This window comes from Bacillus sp. JK106, assembly GCF_053663355.1.
This window is the reverse complement of record NZ_JBSJQC010000004.1, coordinates 315,717-335,083: the sequence shown is the minus strand read 5'-3', so window position 1 is coordinate 335,083 and position 19,367 is coordinate 315,717. Positions and strand designations below refer to the sequence as shown.

General features: G+C 37.0%; 19 protein-coding genes and 1 pseudogene. 8 read left to right on the top strand and 12 right to left on the bottom strand.

The features are described from left to right. Positions 1-35: 35 nt before the first annotated feature. The 3 genes from ACWJJS_RS17015 to ACWJJS_RS17005 all read right to left on the bottom strand — a co-directional run bounded on the left by ACWJJS_RS17015 (position 36) and on the right by ACWJJS_RS17005 (position 2,605). On the bottom strand, positions 36-1,346 hold the full coding sequence (locus ACWJJS_RS17015) for a septum formation initiator (RefSeq protein ID WP_454023751.1): 1,311 nt from the start codon (positions 1,344-1,346) through the stop codon (positions 36-38). 77 nt (positions 1,347-1,423) lie between these two features. Then, positions 1,424-1,801 carry a RidA family protein gene (locus ACWJJS_RS17010; protein WP_003156121.1) on the bottom strand — a complete coding sequence of 126 codons (378 nt, stop codon included), beginning with the start codon at positions 1,799-1,801 and terminating at the stop codon, positions 1,424-1,426. A 138-nt stretch (positions 1,802-1,939) separates the two neighbouring features. After that, the gene (locus tag ACWJJS_RS17005; RefSeq protein WP_003156122.1) at positions 1,940-2,605 is read right to left on the bottom strand and encodes a GntR family transcriptional regulator; all 666 of its coding nucleotides are present in this window, start codon (positions 2,603-2,605) and stop codon (positions 1,940-1,942) included. A 141-nt stretch (positions 2,606-2,746) separates the two neighbouring features. Between ACWJJS_RS17005 and ACWJJS_RS17000 the strand changes: the two genes are divergently transcribed. Further along, positions 2,747-3,943: a diaminopropionate ammonia-lyase gene (locus tag ACWJJS_RS17000; protein WP_102422367.1), complete on the top strand. Its 1,197-nt coding sequence runs from the start codon at positions 2,747-2,749 to the stop codon at positions 3,941-3,943. Positions 3,944-4,048: 105 nt separating this feature from the next. Here the strand turns inward: ACWJJS_RS17000 and ACWJJS_RS16995 are convergent, their stop codons facing one another. Beyond that, a complete protein-coding gene (locus ACWJJS_RS16995) occupies positions 4,049-4,525 on the bottom strand; it encodes a DinB family protein (RefSeq protein ID WP_070082684.1) in 477 nt (158 codons plus the stop codon). A gap of 203 nt (positions 4,526-4,728) precedes the next feature. Between ACWJJS_RS16995 and cotR the strand changes: the two genes are divergently transcribed. Further along, on the top strand, positions 4,729-5,697 hold the full coding sequence (cotR, locus tag ACWJJS_RS16990; protein ID WP_278071598.1) for a sporulation hydrolase CotR: 969 nt from the start codon (positions 4,729-4,731) through the stop codon (positions 5,695-5,697). A 91-nt stretch (positions 5,698-5,788) separates the two neighbouring features. On the opposite strand, the gene ACWJJS_RS16985 is transcribed toward cotR, so the two are convergent. Together ACWJJS_RS16985 and ACWJJS_RS16980 are read right to left on the bottom strand one after the other, a co-directional pair. Beyond that, positions 5,789-7,078, bottom strand: a complete 1,290-nt coding sequence (locus tag ACWJJS_RS16985) for an MFS transporter (RefSeq protein ID WP_454023725.1) — start codon at positions 7,076-7,078, stop codon at positions 5,789-5,791. A gap of 16 nt (positions 7,079-7,094) precedes the next feature. Further along, entirely contained in the window at positions 7,095-8,000 is a 906-nt protein-coding gene (locus ACWJJS_RS16980) for a bifunctional helix-turn-helix transcriptional regulator/GNAT family N-acetyltransferase (RefSeq protein ID WP_454023724.1), read from the bottom strand. A gap of 353 nt (positions 8,001-8,353) precedes the next feature. Between ACWJJS_RS16980 and ACWJJS_RS16975 the strand changes: the two genes are divergently transcribed. Both ACWJJS_RS16975 and ACWJJS_RS16970 read left to right on the top strand, forming a co-directional pair. Beyond that, positions 8,354-8,671 carry a PadR family transcriptional regulator gene (locus tag ACWJJS_RS16975; RefSeq protein WP_014304415.1) on the top strand — a complete coding sequence of 106 codons (318 nt, stop codon included), beginning with the start codon at positions 8,354-8,356 and terminating at the stop codon, positions 8,669-8,671. Further along, positions 8,658-9,227 carry a DUF2812 domain-containing protein gene (locus ACWJJS_RS16970; RefSeq protein WP_369614651.1) on the top strand — a complete coding sequence of 190 codons (570 nt, stop codon included), beginning with the start codon at positions 8,658-8,660 and terminating at the stop codon, positions 9,225-9,227. The genes ACWJJS_RS16975 and ACWJJS_RS16970 overlap by 14 nt, the downstream gene beginning before the upstream one ends. Before the next feature lie 106 nt (positions 9,228-9,333). Here ACWJJS_RS16970 and ACWJJS_RS16965 read toward each other — a convergent pair whose 3' ends face one another. Then, positions 9,334-10,014: an aspartate/glutamate racemase family protein gene (locus ACWJJS_RS16965; protein ID WP_146283802.1), complete on the bottom strand. Its 681-nt coding sequence runs from the start codon at positions 10,012-10,014 to the stop codon at positions 9,334-9,336. Between the two features lie 539 nt (positions 10,015-10,553). Between ACWJJS_RS16965 and ACWJJS_RS16960 the strand changes: the two genes are divergently transcribed. Next, the gene (locus tag ACWJJS_RS16960) at positions 10,554-11,015 is read left to right on the top strand and encodes a CarD family transcriptional regulator (RefSeq protein ID WP_060563139.1); all 462 of its coding nucleotides are present in this window, start codon (positions 10,554-10,556) and stop codon (positions 11,013-11,015) included. Between the two features lie 604 nt (positions 11,016-11,619). Here ACWJJS_RS16960 and cspC read toward each other — a convergent pair. Then, a complete protein-coding gene (cspC, locus tag ACWJJS_RS16955; RefSeq protein ID WP_003156143.1) occupies positions 11,620-11,823 on the bottom strand; it encodes a cold shock protein CspC in 204 nt (67 codons plus the stop codon). A gap of 561 nt (positions 11,824-12,384) precedes the next feature. After that, on the bottom strand, positions 12,385-13,023 hold the full coding sequence (locus ACWJJS_RS16950; protein ID WP_057080632.1) for an NAD(P)-dependent oxidoreductase: 639 nt from the start codon (positions 13,021-13,023) through the stop codon (positions 12,385-12,387). A gap of 198 nt (positions 13,024-13,221) precedes the next feature. Between ACWJJS_RS16950 and ACWJJS_RS16945 the strand changes: the two genes are divergently transcribed. Further along, positions 13,222-13,665 carry an Rrf2 family transcriptional regulator gene (locus tag ACWJJS_RS16945; protein WP_071181553.1) on the top strand — a complete coding sequence of 148 codons (444 nt, stop codon included), beginning with the start codon at positions 13,222-13,224 and terminating at the stop codon, positions 13,663-13,665. A 486-nt stretch (positions 13,666-14,151) separates the two neighbouring features. Here ACWJJS_RS16945 and ACWJJS_RS16940 read toward each other — a convergent pair whose 3' ends face one another. Then, the gene (locus ACWJJS_RS16940; RefSeq protein WP_369614650.1) at positions 14,152-14,589 is read right to left on the bottom strand and encodes a MarR family winged helix-turn-helix transcriptional regulator; all 438 of its coding nucleotides are present in this window, start codon (positions 14,587-14,589) and stop codon (positions 14,152-14,154) included. Between the two features lie 341 nt (positions 14,590-14,930). Here ACWJJS_RS16940 and ACWJJS_RS16935 point away from each other — a divergent pair, with 341 nt between their 5' ends. Beyond that, the gene (locus tag ACWJJS_RS16935; protein ID WP_070081408.1) at positions 14,931-15,350 is read left to right on the top strand and encodes an organic hydroperoxide resistance protein; all 420 of its coding nucleotides are present in this window, start codon (positions 14,931-14,933) and stop codon (positions 15,348-15,350) included. 90 nt (positions 15,351-15,440) lie between these two features. Further along, positions 15,441-16,388, top strand: a complete 948-nt coding sequence (locus ACWJJS_RS16930) for an alpha/beta hydrolase (RefSeq protein ID WP_369614649.1) — start codon at positions 15,441-15,443, stop codon at positions 16,386-16,388. A 560-nt stretch (positions 16,389-16,948) separates the two neighbouring features. Here ACWJJS_RS16930 and ACWJJS_RS16925 read toward each other — a convergent pair. Together ACWJJS_RS16925 and ACWJJS_RS16920 are read right to left on the bottom strand one after the other, a co-directional pair. Beyond that, positions 16,949-18,352: an MFS transporter gene (locus ACWJJS_RS16925; RefSeq protein WP_060563133.1), complete on the bottom strand. Its 1,404-nt coding sequence runs from the start codon at positions 18,350-18,352 to the stop codon at positions 16,949-16,951. Positions 18,353-18,390: 38 nt separating this feature from the next. Further along, a pseudogene (locus ACWJJS_RS16920) lies at positions 18,391-18,756 on the bottom strand (BCCT family transporter); the annotation flags it as partial. Between the last annotated feature and the right edge of the window lie 611 nt (positions 18,757-19,367).

Below are 19,367 nucleotides of genomic sequence, written 5' to 3'. Positions count from 1 at the left end.
TATAATCATTAAATAGAAAGCGTTTACAAAAATAATTAAAATAAAGTAAAAATAATTGCCGAAACAGTGATGACACCAATAATCGTAACAAAAACATTACTGATTTTATTTCGATACATTTTTAATACTGGAAGCTTACGAATGGCATACATAGGGAGCAGCAATAGAATAACAGCCCCTATCGGTCCGCTGATGCTTTCAATGATGCCTAGAATACTTGGGTTGATATAAGCTATTAGCCAGCAAGTGACAAACATAAAAAACAGAATGATAAAATCTGTTTTTTTCTTATTATTTCTTGATGGAAAAACCTCAACATTGATATCCCGCATGGCCTCATAGGCTCCTATATAATGTCCTAAAAAGGATTTCGTAATTGCGACAAATGCGATAATCGGGGAAAGACAAGCAATAAACACTGAATGAAAATGGTTGGCGAGATAAGTGAGAATTGAGATGTTTTGTTTCTTTGCCATAGCAAGATCTGCCGGCGACAAACTGAATACACAGCTGTATACAAAAAATAAAACAGTAAGTATCATCAATATATAACTGTATTTTTGTATTTGAGCACATTTATCATCAGCAAATTTGTCTCCATAACACTGCCTTTGAGCTACAACGAATGGTGAAATCATTGAATAATGATTAAATGAAAGCACCAGGACAGGGAATGTCATCCATACCGTCATGAACATCCCTTGTCCTGATCCGGATAATGATAAGTGTGTGACATCCAAAATGGCTGTATTCCATTTAGGTATCAGATAGATCCCCATCAAACATAACGAACCTATAAATGGATAAACTAACAAACTCATAGTCTTCATGACCGCATCCTGACCAAAACGCACGATAAACAGTAATCCTGCTATCAGAAATCCGGCAGTTAAACCCCTTGGCGGCTCTGACATGTTCATTTGATTCACAATAAAGCTTTGAGCTGTATTTGTAATGGCAACTGAATACATTAACAGGATGCTGTAAATCGCAAGAAAATAAATGACAGTGAATACTCTTCTTGCTTTCGCTCCAAAGTATTCTCCTGTCACCGCTAAAATCCCGTCTGTTGCAGAACCTGCTGATAAAACAAATCTGGCCAAAGCTCTGTGAGAAAAGTACGTAATCGGAAAAGCCAGAACAGTGATGATCATCAGAGGCAGAATGCCCCCTATTCCCGCATTAATTGGCAAAAAAAGCACGCCCGCGCCTATTGCTGTGCCAAACAGGCCTAAGACCCAAATTGTATTTTGCCTGCACCATTTAGCGGGATCTTCATAAGAGGCATTATTCGATGAAGAACTCCGGCACCGCACATCCACATCCTGTTCTATAGACATATTTATCCTCCCGAAAAAAGAATGTGATGCTCTGGAATATCACGAATTACCATGAAGTCGGGCAGCTTTTCACTCGTATATATTTATCCGGAATACGCGATGACTTCAATTTCAATCTGTACATCTTTAGGCAACCGGCTTACTTCAATTGTGGATCTCGCAGGACGATGGTCTCCAAGATATTTACCATATTCCTCGTTAACAGCTTGAAAATCACCTAAATTTTTAAGAAAAATAGTCGTTTTCACTATATTTTCAATTTTTAAATCCTCTGATTTCAGAATGGATTCAATATTTTTTAAAACTTGAATCGTTTGTTCCCTAATATCAGCCGGAACTTCATCCGTGTTTGGATTAACAGGAAGCTGTCCTGATAAAAATAAAAAATCTTGTACTTTAATGCCTTGAGAATAAGGTCCGATCGCTTTTGGTGCTTTTTCTGTGAAAACTGCTTTTAACATAATAATCACCTTCTCCTTATTGATATAAGATTCAAAATATTCTTCACAAAAAACTGAATTGCTTTCAGTTAAGAGTAATATATCACATATCTCATATTAGTCAAATGAAAAATTCATACAAAAAAGCCTGACGAGTTGTCAGGCTTTTAATTGGCTGTTTAAAATGATTCGAGTCAGACTGTTTTCCCAATTACTCCTTATGGCATTCAGTCCTTGTTTAAGATCTTTATTCCTCATTGCGTCTAATATTTGATAGTGTTCACTGCAGGATGCATTCATTGCGTGATTTTGACTGAAATACCGAATTTCAATTCTCTGTATTTTCGTTTTTTGTCCTTGCAGTAATTTCTGCAGTTCAGTATTATTTGAGACTTCAATGATCTTTTGATGAAAGGCATTATCCAATTCCAGCGCTTTTACCTTATCATCCATCTCCATTATTGCATTCATTTGCTTATTTAATTTTTCCATCTCGTCTATATGATCTTGCGTAAATCTTGAAAGTGCCTGTTCAAAAGCGAGACACTCGAGAGACCAAACGACCGAGTAAACCTCTTTCGCATTTTCCAGGTCAATAGGTGCTACCACTGTCCACCGATTGGCTTTCGTTATGACAAGACCTTCATTTTCAAGCTGAAGCAGCGCCTCCCGGACCGGCGTGCGGCTGATTCCGAGTGTCTCAGATAGATCTTGATTTCTCAGTCTTTCTCCCGGCTCAAGCTTACCTGTTATAATCCACTCTCTCAGAAACTGATAAGCTTCAACTTTCATAAATGTTCGTTTTAATTGGTGCTGTTGGTTCATTGTCACGTTTCCACCTCTTTAAAACATCATTTTACATGTAATATACCACATTTCAGTATATCGTTTGCGAAAAAGAAGAGTTGCTTTACATTCCGATCCATGTATAATGTGATATATCACATATTGGAAGGGTGAAGAAATTTGTTTGCGAATATTGATTGGGTTTCGAATCATTTCAGATCTGATACGTTACCTCAGGAATCTTCCTATTTCTCTGCAGAGGAAACAAAAAAAGCGCTTCATTTTCATTCCGGCATTCCCGGGTATCAAGCAACACCGCTTCACTCGTTAAGAGGTCTCGCACAATATCTCGGCATAAACAGTCTTTATGTCAAAGATGAATCTAAACGGTTTAGCCTTAATGCTTTTAAAAGCTTGGGTGCTTCATATGCGATTGCTTCTTACTATTGTGAAAAACTTAAAATCGACCTTAATTCCATTCATTTTAACGAATTGGTTGAACTTGTAAAAAGCGCTCCTTCTGCTACATTTGCTACAGCTACCGACGGTAATCACGGAAAGGGACTGGCATGGGCGGCTTCTCTTTTTGGACAGAAAGCAAAGGTATATATGCCGAAAGGTTCTTCTCCCGCGAGATTGGAAGCCATTAAACATTTAGGTGCTGATGCGTACATTACAGATTTAAATTATGATGACACTGTTCAAATGGCGGCAGATTTATCTGAGAAACATCATTGGATTTTAGTTCAGGATACGGCTTGGGAAGGATACCAGCAAATTCCTCTCTCTATCATGCAAGGATATACAACAATTATTGCAGAAATATACAAACAAAATGAAGATTTCTTCAATACAATCAGTCATGTTATCCTTCAGGCTGGAGTGGGATCTTTCGCTGCTTCAATGGCAGCTTCCCTATTAAATGTAAAAAGCGGGAATAAGCCCAAAATCTCCATAGTTGAACCCGAAAGCGCAAATTGTCTGTACCGGTCAGCCCAAAGCGCCTCTGGATCACCTGTCCGAGTATACGGTGATCTTTCTACAATGATGGCTGGGCTTGCCTGCGGCGAACCCAACCCATTCGGTTGGAACATTTTGAGAACAAGCAGTGATTATTTCTTTTCCTGTAATGACAAGATAAGCGCATTGGGGATGAGAATATTGGGTAATCCTATTGATTCGGATCCAAAGATTATTTCTGGTGAGTCAGGTTCCGTACCATTAGGTTTGCTGCATGAGTTAAGTAGAAATACTTCAATGGAACAGATAAAGAAGAAATTAGAATTAGATCAGTCATCTAATGTGTTAATCATTAATACAGAAGGTGATACTGATCCGGAAAATTATCGGAAAGCGGTTTGGGGAACAGATCATTAAAACAACGGCAACATGTTTGTTTTAACAATTTATAAAAAGCCTTAACTTTGGGTGAAGTTAAGGCTTCCGTTATTTCCCCTTCCCGTGTAAAACTCAATCATTTAACTAGTCCCAAATTAAAGGCCTGTCAACCTCAGCAGTTCTGAGGTAGTCTAAAAGCTGACCGGTATGTACAGACTCATGGTAAGCGATTCTTAATAACATGTCTCCCAGTTCGCGAATATATCCAACATCAGACCTGTCAATCTTTATATTTGTTAAATCTGTTTCGTTTAACGATTTGATGAATGACAAAAACTCGGCCCGATACGGTTTTGCGAATTCTAATTCTTCGGTTACTGTGGTAAACGTTTTTGATTCATACGGGTTTTCGGATTCCTCTGAAGACTCATTCATTTGTTTTAGTAAAATGTGATGATAAAGAAATTCCGCTTCTAATACATGTCTTATCATTTCCTTGCACGACATTGCTTCGGAATCCGGGCGCCAGTCCATTTTTTCCTCAGGTACAGCTGTCCATAACTTGATGCTTCGCCGTCTTACCTCTTCAAAATGTAAAACAATAAGGTCAATTGTATTCAAGTATTTTCCCCCTTTTATTTTTAAATAATAATTCTCCTTCTTCACGGAAAAAACCTCTTCAAATAAAAAACATATCCTTTCCCGACTCGCTGGATTGATAATCAAACCATTTTTAAGATAAGAAGATATTCATTCATCCATACAATAGACTCTGGCTGAACATATACTGAATGATAGTTTGCATCAGAAAGGAGAAATCAGCTTTGGCAAAATATCGGATCATGACCTTTGACGGGGGCGGTACATTAGGTGCTTTAAGTTTACAACTATTGAACAGACTGGCTGAAGAAAATCCGGCATTAATAAGCCGAACCCATGTATTTGCGGGAAATTCAATCGGTTCATTTACTGCCCTGGCATTAGCAAGCGGAAGATCTCCGAAGGAAACACTTCAGTATTTTGAGGATGAAATCCTGCCCGCATTCAGCACTTCCCGGCCGGGCGGACCTGTTTTCAATCAGCAATTACCATATTCCGGTTTTATTAAAGCGGTACGAAACTTTTTCCCGCCAGGCCTTCGTCTTAAAGATGTAAGAAAACGAATTGTTGTCCCTTCATTCAAATTATACTCCCCGGCACTGGATCGTTGGACGCCCGTATTATTTCACAACTTTCCCGGCTCTCCCTATTTAAATGAGAAAGTGAGTGATGTCATACTGCGGAGCAGCGGTGCTCCCGCGACACAGCGCGCCTATCAAAACTACGTGGACGGATATGTAGTGGCAACGAACCCCAGTACAGCCAGTATCGCGTTTGCGGTTGGTAAAGCCAACGTGCCATTGGATCAAATTGCGGCGCTATCCATCGGTACAGGTGAAGCCCCTACTCGGTTAAGAAGAGATACGAGGGGATGGGGAATGGTAAGTGCGGATAACATACGTCCCGAAAATCTGAAGAACCTTCCTCCAAATTGGGGAGTCCTTTTGGACAGGTCGCCTAATGAACCTTTACTGCCATTTCTTCAGATGATCTCCGGCGGAAATGGCTACTATGAATCCATGGTCAGCGCGAATCTGCTGGGAGATCGCTTTTTCCGGTTAGATCCGCGGATTCCTAACTTCTCCAAAACAGACCCTTCCGTGGTTCCCGCTGTCATTGAAATTGCAAACAAAACCAACTTACAGCCTGTGAATACATTTATAGAGAAAAACTGGAACGACAGCGCTAAATAAGCAAGAAGTTTACATCATCATACAATGAACAAAAAATACCAAGGGACTCAAACCCTTGGTATTTTTAATGCGGCTGAGAGGATTTGGACCTTCACGGGGTATTCACACGCTGGGATACTGTTTCATTTGAAGCTGAATCGGTCGGTTTTTGCTCTTTTTTTATTTTCACCGTTTCAGGCAGTAAGAAAGTAAATATTGCCGCTCCCAACAAAATAATAATTGAAAAATAAAAAGAAAGATCATAGTTACCCATTTCACTATAGAGAAAACCCGGTACATAAGCTCCCAGCGCTGATCCTATCTGATGGCTCAGGAATAACCAGCCTAAAATAAAACCAACTGAATATTGTTTAAAATATTGCGTGGCTAACATTTGAGTAGGGGCTACAGTTGCAAAATCAACTAGTCCAAACAGGGTGGCAAAAATAAGTAATATGACCGGATGATGACTATATAACAGGATACAAATTGATAATGCGCGTATGGCATATAAAAGAATAAGCATCTTTTTACTGCTCCAACGGTCTGCCGCAATTCCTGAAATGATTATCCCCAATATATTAAATCCCGCCAATACACTAACTGCGGCACTGGTTACACTTGTTGAAAATCCATGGTCATGAGAAAAAGGGATAAGGTGAGTATCCATCAGCCCTGTAGTTGTAAAACCGCATATAGCAAAAGGTAATATTAAAAACCAGAATTGTTTCTTGCAAAACACAGCCCAAACAGAAAAGCGGGCCGTATGCTGTTCACTTTCAACTCCTGCTTTCATAAAACCGCCCATAGGAGATAACCCCATCTCGCCAGGATGATTCCGTAAAAATAACAGTATGACAGGAAACACAATAACCATTAAAAGCAGACCCAAAATCACTACAGTTAACTTCCAGTTAAACCATTGAATCAAAATGAGAGAGCCGGGAACAAGAAGCATCTGACCCGCGCCAAACCCTGCCTCCATAATTCCAAAAGCAAGTCCGCGTTTTTCATTAAACCAATTTGTAACAACAACTGTTGCGGCTACATTGGATGCCCCTCCGACACCGACTGAGATAACAATTCCGTAAAGGATAAATAATTGCCATGGATGATTTACAAAAGAAGTCAATATAAAGCTGATCCCGACTACGAAAGTGCTGACTGACAAAATCATTCGGGGACCTAATTTATCAACCAGCCTCCCTATTATGGGCTGAGATATGCCATATATGATAAAACTCAGAGTGGAAATAAGTGAGATTGTTCCTCTATTCATAGAAAAATCTTTTTCCCATGGTTCAACAAAAGCTCCAAATGAAAGACGCGCGCCTTGAACTGCTAAAAAGGTAAAAAAAGTGACAAACACAATGATCCATGCATAGTGATATTTTATTCGCATCCTATCCCCCCTCACTTTATAATTCCAAATCCCAGCGCTCTTCTATTAAATTTGATCCCCATAAAGGTTTTTCTTCATGAATTTCTGTAATTTCGAATCCATTCTTTTTATACAATGGCCGGGCTGTTGACATGTCTCTTACCGTCCAAAGAAATATACGCTCGTATCCATTTTCTTTACAATATTGAACAAGTGCCTTAATCAGACGGCTGCCGACACCTTTTCTTTGAAATGACGGATCGACTAAGAACCACCTTAACTGACCTGTTTTTTCATCGTCATTCACTAAGCCGATACAACCCGCAAATTGATTCCCGCTTTCTGCCACCCATATTTTTTCAATATCCGCTTTAAACGTATCGTGAAGATAGGATAAAAATGTTTCATCCCAGCCATGGGATTCGGCATAAAATAATCGCTGTTTCTCAATTATGTTTTTGACATCCTCTGAAGTATAATAGTCTCTTATTGAAATCGGAGATTCTTTATCATAAAAAGAATGCTGCAAAATGTTTTGAATGATTTCCATTGAATGTACAAGTTTTTCTTGTTCCTCTTTGTCTATGCGTTCAAGGATATATTCAACTTGATGATTAGCTTTTTTCTCCAGGCTTTTATAAATACTTTTCCCTGACTCGGTGACATAAAGGAAATGGTTGCGTCCGTCTTCTCTGCATTTTTGCTTGTATATGAAGCCTTCTTCTTCAAATTTTCTGATGATTCTGCTTACATATCCTCTGTCCAGGTCTAACCTTTCTTGAATGATTTTTGCTGTACAATCGGGCGTATTATAAATTTCGTATAAAATCCTGGTTTCCGTTAAAGAGAATGGACTGTCATAAATATGTTCATTTAGAAAACCCAAAACATCTGTATAAAATCTATTAAATTGTCTGAATGCCAAAACACGTTTTGTTTCCAAATTGGATGAACCTCCTCCAAAAGATTGACTTAAGCAACTTTTTCCATCGTAATCGAAACAGTTGCTTGAGTCAACTATTAATTTTCATCCCCTTTCAATTTGATGATTTTCTTACCGTAAAAAATCACATTGAAAATAAACGACACTGTTACATCGGAAAACAGTTACGTACCGGGATACATTCTTTTGACGTTAATATGGACATACAAAAAGTCGCTTCCCATTACGTAAAAAAAGCGACTTTTTAGGTTTGATTTTCAAGTTCCTTTTACAAATTTTGAAAAGACCATTGACTATTCAGTTGTACTGTATTAAGTTTAACTATATAGTCGAACTGAATAGAGGATGAGGATATGAAACATAAATTATTACCGCTGTCTGAAACCATGCATTATATTTTATTAGCTCTGCGTGAGCCGCTTCATGGCTATGCCGCCATGCAGAAGATCGAAAAGATGAGTAACGGAACTGTTATTTTAGCGGCCGGCACATTATACGGCGCGATTGAAAACTTGAATAAGCATGGCTGGATTGAGCCTGTTGGAGAATCAGGCCGGAGAAAAGTCTATAAGATAACTGCGGAAGGAAGCGCCATTTTGAAGATGGAACAAAACAGGTTACTGCATATTTTATCCCTGCACGAAGGAAGTGAATCGAATGAAGAAATTTAAGATGTTTTTTGATATTGAAAAAGAGGAGCAATGGCTGAACGAGCAATTACAAAAAGGCTATCGCTGTACAAATATCAGCGGATTAGGAATATACACTTTCGAAAAAACCGACAAAAAATATGTGATGAGACTGGATTATCAAGATTATTTATCAAAGAAAAAATTTAAAGATTACAAAGAGATCTATGAAGACTTCGGCTGGAGTTATATAAATGGCCCTTGGGGGCTTGGAACTCGATATTGGCAAAAAGAAGATGATGATCAAAATGAAATCTTCTCGGATCGCCAGTCAAAGAGTAATTATTATAAAAGACTAATGAGTTTTTCATCTTGTTTTGGGTTACTGTGCTTGTTTTATTGTAATATGATTTACACGAATTCAGGTTTGTATTTAGCTGAAGGTCTGTGGAGTATGGAAGGCGCAATGTTTTGGAAGGCATTTTTATTTGAAACTCCATTTGCCCTTTTGAGGTCGCTTCCCGCCCTTATGGCTGTTCTATTTGGCTGCAGTTTCTATAAAGCGTATCGAAAGTATTCAATGTTAAAAGAACAATAACGCGGGGAAGTTACATTCAAAGAAGTAATTGAGGATCATGTATCTGCCGAATCCGGGCGCTTTAAAGGAAAAAAAGCGCCCTGAATTTGCTGATAAATCAGATGACTTATTTTGTTAATGATACATACTTATTTACAATGGCTTGAGCGAGACAGGCTGATGAATCAACAAAGGTAAGCCCGCTTCTTTTTTGATCCGTAACCATATTTAAATCCGTACATGCAATGATAACCGTATCAACCTTTTCTGCTAATTCACGGTGTAATTCATCATATAGTGTACTAGCCTCATCGATTTGACCTTGTTTAATCTTTTCTATTATTTGATTGACATAGATTTGCCAACTATCTTGATGTAAAAAATCATAACCTTCTCTGTTTAACGCTTCTTGAAATATTCCGGATTGAACCGTAGGAACGGTGGCTAAAAGAGCTGCTTTTTTTGAGCCTTTAGGTATTTTTTTTATGGTTTCATCAATCATGTTTAGTAAAGGGACTGAAATCGATTTTTTTATTTGATTAAAATAGAGATGTGCGGTATTACATGGAATGGCAATAAAATCAACACCCGTTTTTTCAAGCTTTACAGCACCCTTAATAATTGCATTTTCCATGTCCGTATGATTGAGAGGTTTATTCATGTAGAAAGGTGTCGGACAGGAATAAATCATCATATGAGGAAAATCCATGTCATGTATTGCTCCATATATTTTTTGGCACTCGTCTACGACTTTATCTACAAATGGCCCAGTAGATTTTGGCCCCATGCCTGCCAGTATTCCAATCATAATTGTCCTCCTCTGTAAAAATGTGTACGAATACGATCATGATGAGTTATTCTTGTGTTTCTCATCTGAATCTGCACTCATTTCTTTTCTGGCTTTCTTCTCCTATTTTATCATTTCATTAATCGAATTATCATATCTAATTCCGCCGCACGCAGAAGAATGGCAGATACACTAAGGTTATGAAAGCTTGTTTTCATTACTATGTTTTCATGAATGATGGTTAAAAATCGGTGATTAAATTGTGCCCATATAGATTAGTAAACGTGTCATTGATGTCAAGGCATGAACTCCTAAAGGATATTTAATAACTCATTTTCAACGAAAAACTGATCTCTGTTAATTAGTCGAGATTCCAAGATATATCCCGACCAATTGACCTTCCTTTTTTAGGAATCCCAAAGGTTCCCTCTTGTTTTGATGTTGTTTTTTCAAAAAAAGTTATTGACACAAATAAACGATCATGTTATTATTGAAAATTTGATATCTCACTTCATATATGGTAACCTTAAGTTAAGTTCCCATATATGGAGGTGGATTATATGTTTCAAATTGGCGATAACATTGTTTATCCAATGCACGGAGCAGGTACGATTGAAGCCATAGAAGAAAAACAATTCTTAGAGGAAAAACAACAGTATTATGTCATAAGAATGTCAATCAGTAATATGACAGTTATGATTCCAACGCGTAAAATATCGAGTTCAAATATACGGCCAGTTACTGATATACGTGCATTAAAACACATTATACACATTTTTCAGCATGGAGAATCAGATAGGTTACTGCCGTGGAAACAAAGGTATATAGTAAACACGAACAAAATAAAAACGGGTGAAATACAAGAAGGTGCTGAAGTTGTACGTGATTTAATGCGAATGAAGAAAGAAAAAGCACTTAATTCAAGCGAAAAAAAAATGTTGGATAATGCATATGAATTTTTGATTAGTGAACTGGAAGTCATTAAAGGAATCACTGAAAAACAAATAAAAAGTTTCTGTTAAGGTTAACGATAGATATTTTTTCAGAATATTACGATTAGACGTTCAACTTCTTCAACTTACTTTTTAAACATTAACCGCTTTTATTACTCCTCAATCTAATCTGTTTTATTTTTTCTTCAACGAACACTTGAATTCTCGATGAAATAGTCACTTGATTTTTGTAATCCTGATTCACACTGGCACGGACAAGGAGCCGTAAGGATGGAAGAGAGGCAGGGCTTTCATTGTTTTAGGTCTAAGTGATTATTTCCGGAAGAAAAAACAACCACTCCCCTCTTTATCTTTAAGAATTCCTTACATCTCTTGCGACAGTGAATAGCAGTTGTTTATCTTCTTTTCATAAAAGAGATATACGAATTGTAACAAAGAATAGAATAACATACAGTTATCTTGAGAACATAAAAACAAATCATTTATATATTCCACATATCGTCAATCCGGTATGTTATACTGTAAACAATCCTTTGAGGTTTTAAACCTTTTTCTTACCTTGTAGCATCTGTCCCTACTCGAACGTTGAGTAGGGTTTTTTATTCAGTATGATACAGAGAACATAAAAAAACAGGCCCTATATAAAGAGCCTGTTTGTATAAACGATTGAAGATTAAGCAGTTTTTTGAACGTTAGCAGCTTGAGCTCCACGAGCACCTTGCTCAACGTCAAACGTTACTTTTTGACCTTCGTCTAAAGATTTGAATCCGTCACTTTGGATTGCAGAAAAGTGTACGAATACATCGTCTCCATTTTCACGTTCGATAAATCCAAAACCTTTTTCTGCATTAAACCATTTAACTGTACCTTGTTCCATTTTTGTTGCCTCCTAGTGTATTACACATTGTATTACTATCCTTGCCCAAAGTATCATCAAGACGAAAAGTCGATATTCATACTATCCTTTACACGAACAAAAATAATTCTCCTTTATCATAGCACGAAACGGAAATAACTGCAAATTAATAATATGTTCATTCATGTTTTATTTGTTAAACGTGCGGCAGGTTTTTTAGTGAGAACCTTCATTTGTAATTTAGAAGTTTTGACGGACCCCTTACCGTACTTAATAATAAATATCATGTTGAGAGGTGTATTTTTAAAAAGCCCACTCATGAAAACGAGTGGGTTTACAAAAGCTCTAACTAACCCGCAAAGGTTTTAGTCAGAGCTATTTATACGTATTTTTTTGATCCAACTCACTAAGCACCTGCTCTGTCATCAGTTCGATAATATTCATTGGAACATGATAAATCCCCTTTTTCATAAAAATAATCAGCTACTCTGATTGCAAAGTTTTCAATGTCTCCGTACATTCTTAAAAGGAAAATGCCATTAGCAATGACGCTAATGGCACCTTTGTTTCTTACTCAATAACTTATTCAGCTTCTCCCACAACTGTAAAGCGTTCATTTATATGTTTTGGATTTTCTATTTCATCCAATACTGCAATTGCATAGTCTGCATAGCTGATATAACTTTCGCCTTTCGAATTCACAAGAAGATGATCTTTTCCTGACTGATAAAACCCAGTTCTTTTCCCGTCTGGGTCAAATACCGCTGAAGGACTGATAAATGTCCAGTTCATATCAGAAGTCTCCTTTAGCTCTTGCAAGTTACGACCTTGCCCTTTAGCTGTTGGAATAAAAATCTCCGGGAAATCTGGTGTATCCATTACACTGACAGTTTTATTTTCGTCTACATAAAGACTCCCTGCTCCGCCTACAATTACGGCTCTTGTCCCCATTCCTTTTAATGCCCTAATTAATGCCCGGCCAGCATCTACATGTGCCTGTTCTTCTCCTAATGGAGCTCCGAAGGCATTAACTACTACATCTAACTTTTTTAGATCATCCGATGTCAGATCAATTATATTTTTTTCAATGATTGAGATCTTTTCCTCTTTAAGTTTTGCAGCATCTCTTACAATTGCAGTTACTTCATGTCCCCTGCTTACCGCTTCTTTCAAGATAAGACTTCCAGCTTTTCCGGTTGCACCAATGATTCCAATTTTCAATTTAAAGTCCTCCTAATCATTCAAAATTTTAAATGTAACCATATTGATTACATGTAATAATTTTAGTTACACCTTATTTATTTGTCAATACTTTTATCATCTTGTTAATTGAGCATATTAGAGTGAAATAAACTTGTAATACATTCAGTTACAAGTGTACTATAAAGAGTGTAAAGTAATTAGGATGGTGAAGAAATCATGTCTATTAGCAGCCGTTTTGCTGTAGGAATTCATATATTGGCTCTTATTGAAATAAATGAAGACGGAATTAGCACTTCTGAATTTTTAGCTGGAAGTGTAAATACAAATCCCGCCTTAATAAGAAAAATTATGGGGATGCTGAAAAAAGCAGGTTTAGTAAATGTACGGCCAGGTATTGCAGGAGCTGAATTAGCGAAGGATTTAACTGAAATCACCTTACTTGATGTTTATAGAGCAGTAAATGTTGTTCAAGATAAAGAATTGTTTAGTATACATGAAAATCCCAATCCTCAATGTCCTGTAGGCCGGAACATTCAAAGTACAATTGGTCCAATATTTGAACTCGCCCAATCTGCCTTGGAAAAAGCTCTTGGACATATAACAATTGAGGATGTGGTAAAGGATATTATCGAAAAAGAAAAATCGGCCAATAATTGTTAAATGATTCACAGAAAATCTTTTATCAGACTGGGGATAAGAAAAATCAATAAAACAAAAAGGGACTGGATCATATTGAATCCAGCCCCGAATTGATATTGATTTTTTGATTAAAAAAAATGGATTTTTAAGCAGTAAGCTTGCGAGAACTTTCTTCCGGCTGATAAAACGCAAGCTGAATATACTGCCCGTCATCATTACACGAATTATGGCGTTATCTCTCTTGTACTCATCAGAATCTGCTCGCATTTCTTTTCTGACTTTCTTCTCCTGCTTAATCACTTCATTAATTGCATTATCCTATTTACTACCGCTGCCCGCAGTCAGCAGAAGGATGAAGGTGACTGACAAATCATACGACCTACTATAGTAAGTCTATAAACAAAAAATACCAAAGGTGTCAAAACCCTTGGTGTCATTGGGATCGGCCGAGAGGACTTGAACCTCCGCAGGTTATCACCCGCTGGGCCACCATCTATATTCATAAAACTATTGCTCAGTTGTCAGCATGTGAAGTAAATTACGAATTTCCTTGTTATAACTTTTAATTTCTTCTTCATTACAACCGGTTTTATCAAATACTGCATTAGGTATCATTGTGACTTTTTCTTTAAACTCATTCCCTTCAGTTGTTAACGTAATAATTACACTTCGTTCATCCTCTTTTGAACGTTCTCTTATAATAAGACCTCGCTCCTCAAGTCGTTTTAAAACTGGAGTTAATGTTCCGGAGTCCAGATATAATTCTTCGCCTAAACCTTTAACAGATATTTTTTCCCTCTCCCATAAAACAAGAAGAACCAAATACTGTGGATACGTAATTCCTAATTCTTTTAAGAGAGGATGGTATAACTTTATCATTTCACGGGAAGCTGCATAAATCGCAAAACATAGATGATTACTTAACAGTAATTTATCATTCTTCATGTTAAATCCCTCACAATATTTATATTCATTACTACACATAATAGCATAAGAATTACATTAAGTAAAATTGAATGACTAACAATTTAATTAATCATAACTTATGCAAAATCAGAAAGAATCTATCACCAATAATATGATCTCCTATTTTCTCAATGTGGTTATTATGTACACTAACTTTAAACTGCCGAAAACTGTTCTTTATTTTAGTCTAATCAATCATTTAGAGGATTTTAATTGCGAATTTAAATTGAGAACAATTTAATTTTCAAAAATTTAATTGACAACGCTTGTTATATTGATTAAAATTCAATTGTGTTAAATTTAATTTATAGGAGTGTTTGATGATGACAGTATATTTTACAGCAGAAGCTACAACAAAAGGCGGAAGAGAAGGTCATGTAACATCTAATGATCTTATTATTGATTTGGATTTAGCTATGCCAAAACGAAATCAAGTATCCACTGCTACAAATCCAGAACAATTATTTGCAGCAGGCTATTCAGCTTGTTATGACAGTGCTCTTCATTTAGCAGCCCAGAGACAACGATTAAAAATCGAATCAGCTGTTACCGGTAAAGTAAGTTTATTAAAAGATGAAAGTGATAATGGTTATAAAATCGGAGTTGTTCTGGAGGTGGAAATTCAAGGGGTATCTCAAGAGCAAGCGGAAGAATTAACACATGCAGCTCATCAAGTATGTCCATATTCTAAAGCTACTCGCGGAAATATTGATGTACAAATCATTACAACAGCAATATAAGACGAAAGATGCCAAGATCAATAGGTAATAGAATAAAAAAATTTGATTAAAACATATAGGTGACCAGCCTTCAAATAAGGAGTGAGATTGATGTTAAAGAAAGTACAATTAGAAAAAGCAGCTCAAGAATTTGCAGAAGCAACCGCGAACCCACCCTATCTATTCGACCTTGGACCTGAGAAAGGACGAGAAGCTGTAGATGAGGTTCAATCTGACCCAATTGATAAACTGCCAGTTGATATTGAAGATATTATGATTTCAGGAGGACCGAGCGGACAGGTATCAGTAAGAATAATGCGCCCGCAGAATGCACCTGCGCACCTTCCTGTCATCGTGTACATTCATGGGGCCGGCTGGGTATTTGGTAATGAGCATACACATGATCGGCTCATCCGTGAGCTAGCAGTCGGAGCACAAGCTGCTATTGTCTTTCCAAATTACACCTTATCTCCAGAAGCAAAATATCCGACAGCCATTGAAGAAATCTATGCAGTAGTGAAGTGGGCAGCTGAAAATGGCCGTGAGAACGGCATGATTCCCGAGAGTCTAACAATTGCAGGTGATAGTGTTGGAGGCAATATGACTGCTGCTGTCACGCTAATGGCCAAAGCACGAGGTGACTTGAATATCCGGCAACAATTACTTTTCTATCCGGTAACAGACGCTTCTTTCGATACGGAATCCTATCAGCAGTTTGCTACGGGATACTTTTTGCGCAAGGATGCGATGATGTGGTTTTGGGATCAGTACACAAACAATTCGAACGAGCGTGCTGAAATTACAGCATCACCTCTGCGTGCAACTGCTGAGCAGCTTCAAGGGCTTCCACCTGCATTGATTATCACAGCTGAAGCTGATGTACTTCGTGACGAGGGAGAAGCATATGCCAATAAACTTCGTGAAGCTGGTGTTCCGGTCACTGCCGTACGTTTCCAAGGTATCATTCACGATTTCGTGATGCTCAACGCCTTAGCTAAAACTGAAGCTGCGCGCGGAGCAATTGATCTTGCCGCAACCTGGCTGCGTAAAGGGTTTTAATCCATCTATTGTTTCGTCACATAGAGACTGCTGCAAATAAATAAAAAACAAACAGATCCACTCAAATAATTGAGTGGATCGTATATTGGAATAATGGAACTTTTGATGAGCTTTTTAATCGGGCTGGTTATTATTTTGTTGTTGAGATGTCCCCCTAATTGAAAAGCTAACTCCACAACAAACTCCATTTTTTCACCACTTCACCCTCTTCATATCCAAAAAACCTTTGTTGATTAGTTAGCGTACAAGTTCTCGTTTTCTGCTTTGGACCCCATATAGAAAATAAAAAGCCAGCTCTCCTTCGGGAGAAGAACTGGCATAACAAAGCTTCTTATTTTGCTGTATTGCCCGGACCTTTTAATTTCTCTTCGTTCTTGCGTCAATGTTTTATTATTAGGACACAACCAATAAAATAATGACGATCGAGAATAGCAACGCTGCTTTTGCAAAGCAGTGAGCCCTCCAGAATATAAAAGAGCTGCAGTCATTGCTGCTCGGATAATCCCAGCTTATTCTGAGTCTGTATTTCGAGTAGTCGTTCAATTAAATGGATGTTTTTTTCATTCCTTTTCTGTTTGTTCCATTTTCCACCACAGTGAATCTTTTGGATTTTCAACAGCTTCTTGAAACTCAGCTTTAGAAGCAACTGTTGGGTATGAACCTTTTAAAGATTTACCTGAAGTATCTTTAAATAAGGTTAACACAACTATTAAGCCAATTAAACTGACTGCCAATAAATAGAAACCCGGCGCCAAATTGTTTCTTGTCACATGGGTTAACCAAGAAGCAACTAAAGGTGTTGTTCCGCCAAAAATAGAAACTGATAAGTTGAATGTCCAGGATAATGTACGATATCTAATGTCAGTATGGAACAACGTAGGTAAAGATCCTGGCATAGTACCTTCGTATACAGATAATACAATACCTAACATTAAAAGTCCTATAAATAAGAAAGTTATATTCCCCATATTAAGAAATTGGAAAGAGATAATCGAAAATACAATTCCTAATACTAATCCAATTGCTATAACTTTTTTATTTCCTAATTTATCTCCCAGTTTACCAAAAGTTAAAGCGAACGGTACCATAATAATCAATACAATTGCTGTAACCGGTGTACTTATATTATCACTTATACCAAGGTTCTCATCTAAATAAGAAGGCATATACCCTAACAATAGGTAATTGGTTATATTGAAAAATGCCACAAATACGATACATAAAAAGATATCTTTTTTATATGTTTTAATGACTTCAAATAAACCTGGTTGTTGTTCTTGGTTTTCAGAGATGTCATTTTCAAAGATTGGTGATTCATCTAAATGACTTCTCAAATATAAACCAAATAATCCTATTGGAATACTTAAGAAGAAAGGAATTCTCCATCCCCAACTATTCATTTGAACATCAGATAAAGTCCAGAAAAGTACTGTAACTAAAACAGAAGCTACTATATAACCAGATAATGTGCCGATTTCTAAACCGCTGCCTAACCTTATACGTTTATTATCTGGAGAAGATTCTGCGATATATACCATTGCCCCAGCGTACTCTCCACCCACAGAAAAGCCTTGCAGAATACGGGCAAAGAGTAATAATATAGGGGCCCATACACCAATCTGATCATAGGTAGGAAGCACACCAATTATTAAAGTAGATAAAGCCATCATTAAAATAGTAATTGTTAATACCATTTTCCGACCAAATTTATCACCCATTTTACCAAAAATAATTCCGCCTACCGGTCTAAGTAAGAAGGCAATTGCAAATGTAGCAAAAGTAAATATTAACTTTAATTCATCGTTTTGAACCGGACTGAAAAAGTTTTTACTAATAATAACTGCCAAATAAGAATATAAAGCAAAATCAAACCATTCCATCGCGTTTCCTATCCCTGTAGCAAACACGCTTTTCTTCGCTTTTTGAATGTCTACAACGTTAATTTTTTTCTTGTTAAACTTCATTTAATAATATCGACTCCTTAATTATCAAATCCACATTATACAAGCGCATAAACGGTCCGAGCATGCAGTCCCAGAATGTATAGCGTAATGCTTCTCTAAAAGTCTGGGGGTTTCTGTTTCACCTGATGGAGAGCTAACGGCATAGTGGCTGATTGGTTCAACTGTACCTTAAAAGACTAGACTAATATCCATATCAGCGCCAAATAACATTGTAAACCAGGAAAAAGGATGAAATTCAGTGTTTTCGCTGGTTTCCTTAACTTATTTTTGCCGATTGGGCTAAAAATAATACAAGAAGCAACAAAAAGAGAAACAGCCAACAGATAATACCAGCCAAAACGGTTAGTGACATATCCTCGGGCTGCGGTTGGTATTTTCTGCAGACTATTTGGAGAAATGATTCCCCTTCATACAGCTCTATTGTGAATATGATCACAATCGATAAAAAACTTTATTTCTTAAAAGTATCCTAAACCTTTATTTTAGTTCTTCCATTACGTCTTCCAATATGTTTATTATAAGATTGAGGTCGTTCCTAAGAATTATTTACTGATTCTATCTTTATTACCCCACAATCAGGTGAAACAAAACACTATAAACGTAGCATACCTTTTTAAAATCTGACAAGCCCAACAGGGTGGTAGAAACCCGGCTAAAGCCAAGCTAGTCAATGGATAGAAGAAATTTTTTTGTTTTTCCCAAGGAATAACCGTCTGCGTTTAATCTAGCCCAATTAGAAAGAAAAAGAGCAGGAGTAATCCTGCTCTTTCATTCAAAACTTTAATTTGTATGACGAATTTCGTATACCTTTTCGACTTTTCTTACCTATTAATCAGTATGCAGACTACAACAGAAATAAGTAGCACCGGGTATGAAATAATGGTTTTATTTTTAATCAATGATTAAATTACCCTCAATGACAGTAAATACTAATAATCACTAAACATTATAGGAAACCCCAATATTCCTTATCTTAATTATTGTTTAATTAATTGGGATTGTAACAGTAAAACTC